Origin of the sequence: Halomonas sp. MMSF_3323 (assembly GCF_030733595.1) — a bacterium.
In the GTDB taxonomy this organism is placed as follows: Bacteria; Pseudomonadota; Gammaproteobacteria; order Pseudomonadales; family Halomonadaceae; genus Halomonas; species Halomonas litopenaei.
The window spans coordinates 20468-34490 of record NZ_JASHIT010000050.1 but is presented as its reverse complement, the minus strand read 5'-3'; the positions used below and the strand labels follow the sequence as shown (position 1 = coordinate 34490).

The window sequence follows — 14023 nt, the reverse complement described above, 5'->3', positions numbered from 1 at the left end:
AGAGGGCTGGGAGCGCTCGTAGCGATGCGAGATAGCCGAGGCGTCTCGTACTCGAGGGAGGCTCGTCGCTATGCAAAAAACATCACCCGGCCAAGGGCCGGGTGATCGAAGGGGACTTTCGCTGGAGTGATCCACCACTTGCTCCACGGCCTATTCGACCGCTTGCTCCACGGCCTATTCGACCGCTTGCTCCACTCTCTACTCCACTGCCTACTCCACCAGCAGCGCGGCCTCCTGGCCGATGCGCTCCAGGGTGGTGTCGCCGGCACCGGCGACGCTCAGGGCCAGCGCTTGTTCGCTGTCTGCGCCGCTGTCACTGCCGCCACAGCGCCATTGGGATGATCAGCCCAGCAGCCTTCGAAGCTCGAATGATCGCATAGACCGGTGTCCACTTTTGTTGGGCAAGATCAGGAAGCACCCGCCTGGCGATGGAGCCCAGGCCGTTATGCCTTTCGGGGGATGGCGCCCTCCCACCTCACTCGCCACACTGCGACCACGCCCGAGCAACACGCCAATGCTGCACATCCTGGCACCACCCGACGGATACCGGGAAGACATCAGGCGCCAGACAGCGTCCTGCTTCAGTGATCACATGTCTCCCCTGGCACCGCGGCTCTCTTCTTTCCCTGGGCCCGACACATGGAGTGGAAAATGAGGACTTCCATCGCTGCGACAATGCTGACCGTGGCCCTGTCGGCAGGCCTGTTGGCGGCCAAGGCCCCCATCGCCATGGCCAGCACGCTGTCCCGGGCGGTGGCGGAAAACGACCATCGTCAACCGGCCATTCCCCACCCCCAGCAGCAGGCTGCGGCCGCCCAGGCGCTGGCGGACTTCGAGGCCCGCGCGGGCCAGAAGCCTAATATCCTGCTGTTTATCGTCGATGACCTGGGCTACGGTGACCCTGGCGCCTTCGGTGGTGGCGAGGCCGTCGGCGCCCCCACCCCGCATATGGACCGGCTGGCCGATGAAGGCCTGATGCTGACGTCGACCTATTCGCAGTACACCTGCACGCCCACACGTGCGGCCATCTTTACCGGCCGTCTGCCGGTACGCACCGGCCTGATCCGCCCGATCCTTGCCGGCGACAGCGTCAGCGTGAATCCATGGGAAGGCGAGACGTCCATTGCCAGGCTGCTGTCGAACCAGGGCTACTACAGTCTGCTGGTGGGCAAGTGGCATATCGGGGAAGAAGAAGGCATGCGCCCCCACGATGTGGGCTTCGACGAGTTCTACGGCTACTACCGGGCGCAGAAGGAATACACCCAGCGCTTCGATGAGCGTCGCTATCCCGACCTGGTACTGGATGACGACAAGCTTGAGCGCTACGACCGGATCAAGGCCGATGACAACCTGATCCACGGCCTCGCCGACGGCACCACCGAGGTGGTCAGCCAGGTCAGCTCCATCGAGGACATGGCCGAGGGTGACGCCCGACTCAGGGACTACACCGTCGACAGCATCCAGCGGCTGTCGCAGCAGGACGCGCCCTTTTTCATCACCCACGCCTTCATGAAGGTGCACGCCGACAACTGGCCATCGGAGGCGTTTCGCGGCGCCAGTCCATCGAAGTATCCCTACAAGGACGCCGTCGTCGAGGTCGACAGCTATATCGGTGACATCGTTCAGGCGCTGGATGACAGCGGCGAGCTGGAGAACACCTTCATCTTCGTCACCTCGGACAATGGGCCCCAGATGGATAGCTGGCCGGACAGCGGCTACACCCCCTTCCGTGGCGCCAAGGGCACCACCTGGGAAGGCGGCGTGCGGGTCCCGGGCATCGCCTACTGGAAGGGCATGATCCCGCCCGGCCAGCGCTCCGACGGCCTGTTCGATCTGATGGACCTGTTCAATACCTTCGCCACCCTGGGCGGCGCCGAAGACGGCATCCCTCAGGACCGCTACATCGACGGCATCGACCAGACGTCCTTCTTGCTTACCGAGAACGGTCAGTCCCACCGCGAGCAGGTCTACATGTGGCTGGGCAACCAGTTCACCGCCCTGCGCATGCGTGAGTACAAGATGCATACCGCTGTGGTGCGCGCCGACGATGGCCTGCGCTGGATCGATATGGCGACGGTGGAAAGGACCGCCCTGGCCCCTTGGCTGTTCAATCTCTACATCGACCCCAAGGAACAGATGACCGTCGGCCACCGACGCAACGCCTGGCAGGCGTCCATGGTGGCCGAAGCCGGCGCCCATCGCGCCACCTTCGAGAAATTCCCGGCCAAGAACATCGGACTGGAGTAGCCCGGGCGCCGAGCTCAAGGCCCGCAGCGCCCCTCGCAGGACTGGTCTCTGCCAGGTCGGCAGACGGTGACGACCGTGGCGCCGACGACGTCTGTGCTATCGAGGCGACTTGCCTACTCTGAGGCTGTCGCCGCACGGTGCTTGAGCAGGCTGATACCGGTCACCGCGCCGAGAATCAGCAGCATGCCCCCGACCTGAGGCAGGGTCAGGCTCTCGTCCAGCACGAACAGCCCGAACAAGGTCGCGGTGACCGGTTCGACCATGGCGACGATGGAGGCCATGGTCGGCAGCGTATAGCGCACGCCGACAACGTAGCAGAAGAACGACAGCGCGCCGCCCAGCACACCGACCAGCAGAAACAGCGAAACGTCAGCGGACGCAGGCACCGAGGCCAGCGTCGAGAAATCCGCCAGCGGCAGGATCAACAGGGCGGCGGTGGCCAGCGCCATCGGCAGCGCCGCCGTGGCCGAGCCATGCAATGCCGCAAAGCGAAAGCCGAAGATGAAGAAGGCGTAACCGACGCCTGCCAGCAAACCGGCGGCGATCCCGAAAGGCGTCACCACGCCGGCGTCGGCGCGGTAGATGCCGGTCAACAGCACGATACCGCCCATCACCACCGCCATGGCCAGCCACTGCACCAATGACGGACGCTCGGCCCCGGTGAGGAAGGACACGACGAACACGAAGATCGGCGCGCTGTACATCAGGGTCGCCGCCACCGCCACACTGCTCTCGCTGATGCTGATGAAGTAAAAGGTGAAGTTGGCGGCGATACCGCACCCGGCGAGCATTGCCCACATCGCCATCCGGCGGTTGACCGTCGGTCGCCCGCGCCGCCACCAGGACAGCGCCAGCCACACGAGCATCACACCCACCCCCACCAGCGCCCGCCAGAAGGACACCGCCTCAGGCGTCCAGTCGCGCTGCAACAGCAGGCTGCCGAAACCGCCGGCGAGCCCCCACTGCAGCGATGCCAGCATCACCAATAACGTCCCTGTCATTGCCATGACATGCCCTCGCTTCGAACAAATGAGCTCTCGGTCGGGCGTCGCTGCCCAACCGTACCCCAGCGTAGGAAATGATCACGGCGCGTCCCAGAGGCGCGGCAATGACTTCGTGTAAGCCTCATGTACCTTCGGCCGGGCGGCGACACCTTCGGCTAAGGCGCCCCGCGTCACCTCACGCCAGCAGCGCCTCGATATCATCGAGCAACGCCTGGGGCACCCAGGCGCCACGTGATTCACTCAGCGCCCGCTCACGGTAACGACGCTGGGCCGGCAAGCGTGCGCCCTGGCCCAGCAGCTCGTCGAACAAGCGCTCGGCCCTGGCCATGTGCGCCTCGCTGGTGGCGCCTGCGGTGCGCGCCGGGTCGATGGCGATGATCAGTTCCCCGTGGTACGGAAGCCCTGCGCGACCGGCGTCGTGCTCGCTGGACTCGACGCTCAGCAGGTCGCCGATCATCGGGCCGGCGATCAGCTCGACCATCAGCGCCAGTGCCGAGCCCTTGTGCTGGCCAAACGGCAGCATGGCGCCGTGATCCAGTACTTCCGTTGGGTCGGTGCAGGGCCCCCCGTCGCGATCGACCCCCCAGCCCTCGGGGATCGGCTTGCCCTCGCGGCGATGCAGCTCGATATCGCCCCGGGCGATGGCGCTGGTGGCAAAATCAAACACCAGCGGCTCGCGCCCTGGCCTGGGCCAGCCAAAGGCTAGCGGATTAGTGCCCAACAGCGGGCGACTGCCGCCGTGGGGCGCCATATAGGCCTGGGTGGGGTTACAGGCGATCGCCACCAGGCCCTGTTCCGTCAGCCGCTCGAGTTCGACCCACAAGGCGGTGGAATGCACGCAGTGATTGATCGCCATCAGCGCGACCCCGGCGTCGCGGGCCTTGTCCACCAGCAGCGGCAGCCCCAGCTCGAAGGCCAGCGGTGAAAAGCCACCGCCGGCATCGACCCGCACCACCCCGGCGGCCACGTCTTCTACCTCCGGGACGGCGTCGGCGACCGCCGCGCCCTGGCGCAGCGTCTGGACGATCCCCAGCAGACGGTAGAGCCCGTGTGAGTGGCTAGCGTCCATCTGCGCCGCCACCAGGGTCTCGCCGAGGGCCCTGGCCTGCTCGGCACTGAAGCCCTGGTGCTCCAGCACGCGGCGACTGAGCGACATCAGCGCCTCGCGGGTCAGGTAGGCCCCGTTGTCGACGGTGGTGTCGGAGTCCTTCATGGGGGCGTCTCCTTTGTCAGTGTCCGGGGTCATTTCCACGAGGGGCCGCTCAACTGCTCGGGTAGCCACAGCGCCAGCGACGGGAAACTCAGTACCAGCGCCAGCACTACCAGCTGTACCACGATAAAGGGCACCACCCCGATGTACATGTGCTTGAGCGTCACCTCCGGCGGTGTGATCGCCCTGAGGTAGAAGATCGACGGTGCCAGCGGCGGCGTCAGATAGCTAGTCTGCATCACCACCAGGAAGGCCACGCAGAACCAGATCTCGTCGAAGCCGAGAGCACGCACGATGGGCATGGCCACCGGGATGACGATCAGCACCACCGAGATCATGTCGAGCACGAAGCCGGCCAGGAAGGCGATCAGCAGGATCATGCCGAGGATCATCCAGGGGCTCATGCCGGTGTCCATCAACAGCGACTGCACCGTGGCCATGCCTCCGGCGGCGAAGAACACTCCGGCGAACATGTTGCCCCCCAGCACGATCAGCAGAATCATCGCCGAGATATTCAAGGTCCGCTTGGCCGAGTTCCACAGCACGTCCAGCGTCAGGTTGCGATAGGCCAGCGCCAGCACCACCGATCCCAGGGCGCCGCAGGCGGCCGCCTCGGTCGGCGTGGCGATGCCGAGCAAGATCGTGCCGAGCACCGTCATGATCAGCGCCATGGTCGGCAGCAGCGCACCGAAGGTCATCTTGAGCTTCTCGCCGAGGGTCGCCCGCTCGGCGTCGTCCTGCGCCATGCGCGGTGCCATCTCCGGCTTCAAGTAGGCGATCAGCACGATGTAGAGCAAGAAGAACAGCGCCATCAGGAAGCCCGGGAACATCAGGCCGCTGAACAGCGACCCCACCGAGACGCTGGCCACCGGGCCCAGCACCACCACCGTGATAGACGGCGGGATCGCCGTCCCCAGCGAGCCGCTGGCACAGATGGTGCCGGACATCAGCGACTTGCTGTACTGATGTTTGAGCATGACCGGGATGGCCAAGAGCCCGATCACCGCCTCGGTGGCACCGACCACACCACTGGCCGCGGCGAACAAGGTCCCCATGACCACCGCGCCGACGCCCAGTCCCCCCGGCAGCCGACGGGTCCAGAAGTGGATCGCCGTGAACAGCCGCTCGGCGATACCGGAGCGCTCGAGCATGGCGCCCATGAAGATGAACAGTGGCACCGCCGCCAGGATCGAATTGGAGGCGGTGTCCTCGATCTTGGTCAGCAACTGATAGGCGGCAGCGTCACCGAACTGCATGATGCCGAACAGTGTCGCCACCAGAATCATCGAAAATGCGATCGGAAAGCCGGCGATGATGAAACCGATCAAAGCCGGGAACATCACCAGCGCAAGATAGTCGCTCATGCCGCGCCCCCTTGGTCGGGCGTGCGCCCTTGCATGATATGGATCGCCTTGAGGATCTCGGCCACGACCTGCAGCGCCAGCAGCACGAAGCCGGCCCACCAGGTCAGAAATACGGGCCAGATCACCGGGTTCCAGGCCGAGCGGCCAGAGCGCTCGTTCGAGGCGAAGGCCTCCAGCGCATACTGCCCCAGCTCCCACACCAGCCAGCCCAGCACCGGCAGAAACAGCAGGTAGCCGACCAGGCGCACCGCTGCGTTGGTGCGATCCGACCAGCGCAACGTCAACAGATCGACGCTGACGTGCTGGCCCAGGCGCAGGGCGTTGGCCATGCCCAGCATGAAGATGGCACCCATGACCATGTAGCTGACCTCGAAGGCCCACAGGGTCGGGCGGCCCAGCACGTAACGGCTGAACACCTCATAGACCAGGGCCGCGATCAGCGGAAAGGTCAGCATGGCGCCCAGCCCTCCCGCCAGGCGGGTCAGCCGCTCGATAGCGTGAATAAGCTTCATCTCGTTTGCCCACAGGTGGTGGTAAAGACAGCGGCCCGACCAGGCAGCAAGGGGGTTAGCTCTTGCTGTCTGGCCGGGCCGCAAGGCGTGTGGTCAGTCGCGACCCATGGCACCGATCGGCAGACGATACTGCTGCCAGTTGGTCATGCTGGCCTTGAACTCACGCTGGGACTCGAGCACCCGGGCAAACCACTCGTTGCTCTCGGCGTTCTCGTCTTCCCACTTGCGCGTTTCTTCATAGATGGCGTCGATGAACGACTGATCCAGCTGGACGATCTCGTTGGGGCCGTCGACCAGCTCCTGGTAGGCCTCGAGGTCGGCGTAGGAGCTCGCGAGCCAGGAGTCGAACACGCTTAGCTTGCCGGCCAGACGCAGCAGCTCCTGCTGTTCGGCGCTCAACGCATCCCAGGCGTCCTGGTTGACCTGGCACTCGAGGAAGCCACCCGACTGGTGCACGCCAGGCAGGATCACGTACTGCGCCACGTCCTGGAAGCCGGTGGGCTTGTTCATCTCGGGGCTACCCCACTCGGCGGCGTCGATCACGCCACGGTCCAGGGCGTTGTAGATCTCGCTGCCCGCCATGACCACGGTGGATGCACCCAGCTGAGAGGCGATCTCGGCCCAGGCGCCGGAGGTGCGCAGGCGCAGACCCTGGAAGTCCTCCAGCGTCTCGACCTTCTTGTTGGAGTGCAGGAAGATCTCGGTGCCCAGAATCGAACAGGGGAAGGCCACCACATCGAAGACGTCACGGCGGAACTCTTCATACAGCTCCACGCCGCCGCCCTCGTACATCCACATCATGAACTCTTCCGGCGTCAGGCCGCTGGAATGCCCGGCCAGCAGCGCCGCGGTGGGATCGGTGCCGTAGTCGTAGTTGACGTAGTTGTGGCTGACCTCGGCCACCCCGGCCTTGACCGTATTGGTGACCCGCAGCGCGCCCCCCAGGGTGCCACCGGGGAACACCTCGATGGCGATGTCACCGGCCGTCAGCTGGTCGACATAGTCGGCGAAGGTCTGGGCATCGCGCTCAAGCCAGGGACCGCCGCCCCAGGGAGTGGCCATCTTCCAGTTCATTTCCTCTGCGTTTGCACTCAGCGAGGCACCCGCCAGCGCGGCCGCCAGGGCGACACCACCCGCCAGTCGATTCAGTTTGTACATTATTATCCCCATTGGATTTTCTTGTGGAAATTAGGCGCTGTCCGAAAAGTCGACGAGCGAAGGTTAGACAAGGCAAAAATCGGTGAGAAAGCGCAGTTTACGGGGTGTAAATGAGCATTTTGATCCGATTTTTAACGCCGTATTACCGAGCGCAGGCACTTTTCAGACAAGCCCTAGGAGCGCAATGACCGTGCTGGCAAGCGCTTTGGCAACCCCGGGATCACGCCGGAGCGCCCGCTCACACGCACACACCTTGCTATTGTCGCGTTCGTGAATGAGGATTGCATATACGCAATATTCAGTCAAAACTATAAAAAAAGACCAACAACCAACGCTTTTTCTTGAAAAATTCGAGGCAAAGGCGTCGGAGGCCAGCATGAGCGACACCGTCACCCCGCCCCCACGCGTCAGGGAGCGTCCGCGCAAGGCAGGTTCCATCGGCACCAACCTGAAGGCACTCAGAAGCGATAGGGGCCTGACCATCGCCCAGATGGCCGAGGCCTCGGGCAGTTCCGCCGCCAGCATCTCGCGTATCGAGAACGGCCGGCTATCCCCGACCTACGACGTGATCGTCAAGCTGGCCGCCGCCCTGGAGGTAGATGTCAGCGAACTCTTCTATCACAACGAACGCAGCGCCCTGAGCGGCTGGCGTACCCTCACCCGGGCGGGCCAGGGGCCCGTGGTCGAGACCCCCGACTATCGCTTCGAGCTTCTGTGCAACGACATGGTGGCCAAGGACTTTCTGGTGTTTTCCACGACGGTGCTCAACACCAGTATCGAGGAGTTTGGCGAGTTGCAGCGCCACGCCGGACATGAGCAGATCGTGGTGCAGCAGGGTGAAGTGGAGGTATGGACGGAGCACTACGAGCCGACCCGGCTCAAGGTTGCCGACAGCATGTCCTTCGACAGCCAGATGGGCCACGCGGTGATATCGGTCGGCGACGAGCCGGCGCGGATACTGTGGATCTGTACGTCCTGAGAAGCCCGACAGCCGTGCGGCTCGTCCCGACGCCGAGCCCCGTGCACACTGCGCCGACCCGGGACAAGCGCCGGCGTGGCCGGCCACACAGGGGCCGACCACGCTAGGTGCCCGTAGCGCTTGCGTACAGGCAGACGAGCGATGGCTCCAGTGCGAGCGATAGTGCCAACGGCTTGCCGGACAACGTCGCAACATCGCCGATACGCTGGCGATGCCTGACGATGGCGACATCGATATCGACTTTGAACCTCCTCGTGCGGAGATCGCCACCAGACCAGCCGATGACTCATGATGCTGCTAGACTGCGCAAGGGCCAGTAAGGCAAGGCTGATCCTGCAGTGGCGGCCTGCGCCCAAAGCAGCAACGCACGGGTTACCCGTTCAGGACGAGATATTGCTGGAAGACATTCTGACGAACCGGCGCCTGCCGAGATCCACCAGGCTACACAGGACAAACACCACAGCGGCGAGGCTGACGATGGTCGGACCGGTAGGCGTGTCGAGCCAGTAGGCCGCCTGAAGACCGCCGGTGGTAGACGCGGCTCCGATCACCACTGCCACCAGCACCATGGCTTCCGGGGTGCGGCAGAAGGGTCTGGCGGCGGCGGCGGGAATAATCAGCAGTGCAGCGATCAACAGTACCCCCACCACCTTGAGCGCCACCGCCACGACCACCGCCAGGGACAGTGTCAGCACCAGCTGCTCGCGCCCGGGATGGATGCCATTGGCCCGCGCCAGATCCGCGTCCAGGGTCGCCGTCAACAGTGACGACCAGCGCCACCCCACCAGCGCCATGACCAGCAAGGCGCCGCCGGCGATCAACACCAGATCCCCCTTGCCGACCGCCAGAATGTCACCGAACAGATATGCCATCAGGTCGATACGCACCCCGGACACGAAGGACACCGCCACCAGCCCGAAGGCCAGCGCCGAGTGAGCCATGACCCCGAGCAAGGTGTCCATGGCATAGCCACGACCGCTGAGCAACGAGACCAGGATCGCCATCAGCAGCGACACCACCAGCACTCCGGCGAAGATCGAGGTCGACAGCAACAGCGACAGTGCCACACCAAGGATGGCGGCGTGCGCGGTGGCATCACCGAAGTAGGCCATGCGGCGCCACACCACAAAACAGCCCAGCGGGGCGGCGGCCAATGCCACACCGATACCGGCGAGCGCCGCACGCAGCATGAAGTCATCGAGCATCAGGCCGAGACCCCCAACGAGCGGGCAGCGCCCACCTGCGCCAAGGCCGGGCTAGCGGCGTCTTTTTCGCGCAGATGTTCGTGGCGGTAGAAGGCGAGCGCGTAAGCGGTATCGGGGCCAAACAGCGCCTGATAGGCCGGGGACGCCAGCACTCGCTCGGGCGTGCCCTGGCAGCAGACGTGGCGATCGAGGCAGATCACCCGATCCGAGGTGCGCATCACCACATGCAGCTCATGGCTGACCATCAGGATCGCGCAGCCCGTTTCGCGCCTCACCCGCTCGATCTGGCGATAGAAATCCGCCGTACCCCGGTGGTCGAGGCCCTGGGTTGCCTCATCGAGCAGCAACAGGTCGGGCTTCTCCAGCAGGGCTCGCGCCAGCAGAACACGCTGTCGCTGGCCGCCTGACAACGACAGCAACTGTTGCGAGCCCAGCTCAGGCACGCCGGCCTGCGCCAGGGCCTGCTGCACGGCTTTGCGGGAACGTCGACGAGGCAGGTTGAGAAAGCGCGTGACCGTCATCGGCAGGGTCGGACCGATGGCCAGCCGCTGCGGTACATAGCCGATGGTGAGCCCGGGCCTTCGCACCAAACGTCCGCCAGCGGGCGTCAGCGCACCGATGATGGTACGCAAAAGCGTCGATTTGCCCGACCCGTTGGGGCCGACCAGCGTCACGATTTCGCCGCATTCGAGCTTGAGGTCTATGCCCTCGAGGATGGTCTGCCCTCCCAGGACGACCCGCAGATCATCGATCGACAATAGCGGCATGAACATTCTCCAGAGCCTTTCTCGATTTCGAAAACAATGTTATATCATAACAAAACATGCCACAATCACCCGCCCCGAGAACGCTCCAAGAGATCGATGACGATGCACACCTCGCTACGCCCCCTTCTCCTCCCTTGCCTGCTGCTTCCTGCGATGGCTGCCGCAGAGGTCCCCTCGGTGGCCGTGGATATTCCGCCGGTCCACAGCCTGGTGGAGCGCGTGATGGGAGACCTGGGGACGCCGCAACTGGTCATCCAGCCTGGAGCCTCCCCCCACGGCTACGCCATGCGTCCTTCCGAGGCCGAAGCCCTGGCGCAGGCCGACGTGGTGTTCTGGGTCAGCGATGGATTGACGCCCTGGCTTGCCAAGGCACGCCAGTCACTGGCGGTGGATGCGCAGCAGGTGGAGCTGATGGAAAGCGCCGGCACGCAGCGCCTGACCTATCGACAGGGCGCGACCTTCGAGGCCCACGATCATGATGAGCTCCATGAGCACGAGGAGCATGAGGGCCACGGGCACCACGAAGGGCATGACGGCCACGAGCACGAGCAACATGCCGGCCACGACCATCACGACCATTCAGGCTGGGACCCCCACGGCTGGCTGGACCCGGTCAACGCCCAGGCCTGGCTCGATGCCATAGCAACTTCACTGGCCGAACTCGATCCCGACAACGCCGACATCTATCGACACAACGCAAAGGAAGCCCGCGGCGAGCTCGATGACCTGATCGATGAACTGGAGACCCGCCTCCAGCAGGCCCAGAGTACGCGCTTCATCGTCTTCCACGATGCCTACCAGTACTTCGAGCGCCGCTTCGATGTGCCAGCGGCCGGGGCGATCTCCCTGGGGGATGCATCTGACCCGAGCCCTGCGCGTATCCGAGAGATCCAGCAGCGTGTCGCCGATCTCGGCGTCCAGTGCGTCTTCCGAGAGCCCCAGTTCAACCCGGCGCTGGTGGACAGCGTGTTCCAAGGCACCGGCGTCGAGACGTCGCTGGTCATCGATCCCCTGGGCGTCGACCTGCCGCTCGGTACCGAGCTCTATCCCGCATTGCTGCGCCAACTGGCCGACGGCGTCGCCCGCTGCGCCGCCGAGGCCGAGTGATAAAAGCCCTGTTCTCTCCAAGGCCTCTCCGGGGAGGCCACAACGCCCCACCAATCACCCCAAGGAGCAAGACGATGGACCCGATTCTGACCCGCCGTATGGCCGTCGCCGCAATCAGCGCCCTGACACTGGCGACCGCCCCCCTGGCCCTCGCACAAAGCGATTCCGCGGCCAGTGAAGCGCACGATCACGACCATCATGATCATGAGCATGATCACGCCAAGGACATCTACGCCGGCTATTTCGACGACGACCAGATCAAGGATCGGCCGCTGTCCGACTGGGAAGGCGACTGGCAGTCCGTCTACCCCTACCTGCTGGACGGCACCCTCGACGAAGTGTTCGCCCACAAGGCCCAGCAGAGCGATGACAAGAGCGCCGAGGAATACAAGGCGTACTACGAGATCGGCTACAAGACCGACGTCGACCGTATCGTCATCGATGGCTCTACCGTCTCCTTCCACGAAGATGGTCAGGTGCTCTCCGGCGAATACGCCTCCGACGGCTACGAAGTCCTGACCTACAAGGCCGGCAACCGTGGCGTTCGCTACATCTTCGAGTACCAGGGTGAAGACGACAGCCTGCCGAACTACATCCAGTTCAGCGACCATGCCATCTACCCGACCGAGGCCGACCACTACCACCTGTACTGGGGTGACGACCGTGCGGCCCTGCTTGAAGAAGTCACCAACTGGCCGACCTACTACCCCTCCGAACTGGACGGCCAGGGTATCGTCGATGAAATGCTGGCCCACTAAGGCCTGAGTAAAGAAGGAACAAAGCCCCTCGATCGAGGGGCTTTGTTTTATCGGTGAATCGGTGCACTAGCCGGAATGCACAGCAGTGCGCCGGACAGACTGTTCACCCACCAGAAACGGTTTGCCAGCGCCGTCCTGCTGAACTCGCCTATCGTGCTGACGATGCAGGCCCGCATTATGGCCCTTTACCGCCATGATGTATAATTTTACGCATAGCCGCGTAAAGAGGCGTATTCCATGGTTTCCGCAACTTATGTCTTTCACCGACCAGCCCTCGCACAGTCGATCGTGACAGGCCTGGCTGGCGATGGCCTGATCGACTACAGCGGCGGGCTATTCCTCGCCGCACCACGGCGCACCGGCAAGAGCACCTTCCTGCGGCAGGACCTGATGCCTGCCTGCGAACAGCACGGCTGGGAAGTGGTTTACGTCGACCTCTGGGCAGACCGCCAGATGGATCCAGGCCTGCTGATCGAACGCGCTATCATGGCCAGATTGCAGACCTACGCGCCGCGCATCAAGAAGCTCTTGAGTGCTGCCGGCGTCGATTCCGTCACGCTACACAAGACGCTGACGTGGGACCTGACAGGTTCCGCTCTGCCGGATGAAGCCACCCTGACGGAAGCCCTGCAGGCACTGCACGAAGCATCGGAACGTCTGGTCGTACTCTTCATCGACGAGGCACAGCATGCACTCAGTAGCGAGCAGGGGATGAACACCATGTTCGCACTCAAGGCCGCTCGCGATGCGTTGACCCTGGGCAGGGCGAAACCAGGCCTGCGTCTGGTGTTCACTGGGAGCAGTCGTGACAAGCTGGCCCAACTGGTGTTGAGCCGCGACCAGCCCTTCTTCGGCAATACCGTCACCCCCTTCCCGTTACTGGGGGATGATTTCGTGGAGGCATTTACCCACCACGTCAATGCAAGGCTGGCTCCTGGTAACACCTTCCAGGTCGCAGATGTCGCCAAGACCTTCGAACGTGTGGGTCGCCGTCCTGAACTGCTGTGGGACGTCATCAAGCGCGTTGCCTTGGAGCACGGGCGGGCCGACGACCTCGGAAAGCTGCTGGAGCAAGGAGCACAATCGATCCAGGCAGACTACCAGGCCCTCTTCCAGTCCGACTTCGATCAACTGCCCGAGCTACAGCGCGCCATCCTGCTCGTCCTGGCCCGAACATCGGCGCAACAGCGCCCTTTTACACCCTTCACCAAGGATACGCTCAAGGAGATCCAGGCTCTTGCCAAGCGCAAGACCCAGCCTTCGGCATCCACCGTTCAACGTGCGCTCGACTCGCTTCGCGAGAAGGGCCTGGTATGGCGCTCTGGTCGGGGAGTTTACGCCCTTGAGGACAGCGGCATGGGAGACTGGCTGCTTTATGCTGATGAGGCAAGCCCAGCGAAGCCCCTTTGACGCGTTAAAGCCGTCAGCAAAGTTTGCTATCCACCACTATCGCCTCTTGGGCAGGTTGAGCTACCGGCCTGCCAATCCCGCTGGTCCAGCACGAAGGCCTCCTAAGCTCAGTCCGAAAAGTCGACGAGCGAAGGTTAGACAAGGCAAAAATCGGTGAGAAAGCGCAGTTTACGGAGTGTAAATGAGCATTTTGATCCGATTTTTAACGCCGTATTACCGAGCGCAGGCACTTTTCAGACAAGCCCTAGATAACCGGGCCAGGCTGCTTCGCAAGACAACCCAAGCATGCGGAGCCCGAAAAG

At 63.7% G+C, this 14023-nt stretch carries 12 protein-coding genes; 5 read left to right on the top strand and 7 right to left on the bottom strand.

The window, feature by feature from the left end; all coding sequences use genetic code 11:
* Positions 1–651 precede the first annotated feature (651 nt).
* On the top strand, positions 652–2247 hold the full coding sequence (locus RBB39_RS20365) for an arylsulfatase (protein WP_253028520.1): 1596 nt from the start codon (positions 652–654) through the stop codon (positions 2245–2247).
* Between the two features lie 113 nt (positions 2248–2360).
* Here the strand turns inward: RBB39_RS20365 and RBB39_RS20360 are convergent, their stop codons facing one another.
* The 5 genes from RBB39_RS20360 to RBB39_RS20340 form a co-directional block, all read right to left on the bottom strand.
* Entirely contained in the window at positions 2361–3248 is an 888-nt protein-coding gene (locus tag RBB39_RS20360; protein WP_290442689.1) for a DMT family transporter, read from the bottom strand.
* Positions 3249–3426: 178 nt separating this feature from the next.
* Complete coding sequence (locus RBB39_RS20355) at positions 3427–4464, bottom strand: Ldh family oxidoreductase (RefSeq protein WP_253028522.1); 1038 nt, start codon at positions 4462–4464, stop codon at positions 3427–3429.
* Between the two features lie 29 nt (positions 4465–4493).
* Positions 4494–5825 carry a TRAP transporter large permease subunit gene (locus RBB39_RS20350; protein WP_045992516.1) on the bottom strand — a complete coding sequence of 444 codons (1332 nt, stop codon included), beginning with the start codon at positions 5823–5825 and terminating at the stop codon, positions 4494–4496.
* A complete protein-coding gene (locus RBB39_RS20345) occupies positions 5822–6337 on the bottom strand; it encodes a TRAP transporter small permease subunit (protein WP_045992515.1) in 516 nt (171 codons plus the stop codon). Before RBB39_RS20345 ends, RBB39_RS20350 begins: the two co-directional genes overlap by 4 nt.
* A gap of 93 nt (positions 6338–6430) precedes the next feature.
* Entirely contained in the window at positions 6431–7495 is a 1065-nt protein-coding gene (locus RBB39_RS20340) for a C4-dicarboxylate ABC transporter substrate-binding protein (RefSeq protein ID WP_045992514.1), read from the bottom strand.
* A gap of 376 nt (positions 7496–7871) precedes the next feature.
* Here RBB39_RS20340 and RBB39_RS20335 point away from each other — a divergent pair, with 376 nt between their 5' ends.
* Positions 7872–8474, top strand: a complete 603-nt coding sequence (locus RBB39_RS20335; protein ID WP_253028523.1) for a helix-turn-helix domain-containing protein — start codon at positions 7872–7874, stop codon at positions 8472–8474.
* A 380-nt stretch (positions 8475–8854) separates the two neighbouring features.
* On the opposite strand, the gene RBB39_RS20330 is transcribed toward RBB39_RS20335, so the two are convergent.
* Together RBB39_RS20330 and RBB39_RS20325 are read right to left on the bottom strand one after the other, a co-directional pair.
* Positions 8855–9679, bottom strand: coding sequence for a metal ABC transporter permease (locus tag RBB39_RS20330; RefSeq protein WP_253028524.1), 825 nt, complete (start codon positions 9677–9679; stop codon positions 8855–8857).
* On the bottom strand, positions 9679–10446 hold the full coding sequence (locus RBB39_RS20325; protein ID WP_253028525.1) for a metal ABC transporter ATP-binding protein: 768 nt from the start codon (positions 10444–10446) through the stop codon (positions 9679–9681). Before RBB39_RS20325 ends, RBB39_RS20330 begins: the two co-directional genes overlap by 1 nt.
* Positions 10447–10623: 177 nt before the next feature.
* Here RBB39_RS20325 and RBB39_RS20320 point away from each other — a divergent pair, with 177 nt between their 5' ends.
* The 3 genes from RBB39_RS20320 to RBB39_RS20310 all read left to right on the top strand — a co-directional run bounded on the left by RBB39_RS20320 (position 10624) and on the right by RBB39_RS20310 (position 13721).
* Positions 10624–11553, top strand: coding sequence for a zinc ABC transporter substrate-binding protein (locus RBB39_RS20320; RefSeq protein ID WP_306169365.1), 930 nt, complete (start codon positions 10624–10626; stop codon positions 11551–11553).
* A 74-nt stretch (positions 11554–11627) separates the two neighbouring features.
* Entirely contained in the window at positions 11628–12311 is a 684-nt protein-coding gene (locus RBB39_RS20315; protein WP_253028526.1) for a metal-binding protein ZinT, read from the top strand.
* Positions 12312–12548: 237 nt separating this feature from the next.
* Positions 12549–13721: a hypothetical protein gene (locus tag RBB39_RS20310; protein WP_253028527.1), complete on the top strand. Its 1173-nt coding sequence runs from the start codon at positions 12549–12551 to the stop codon at positions 13719–13721.
* Positions 13722–14023 lie beyond the last annotated feature (302 nt).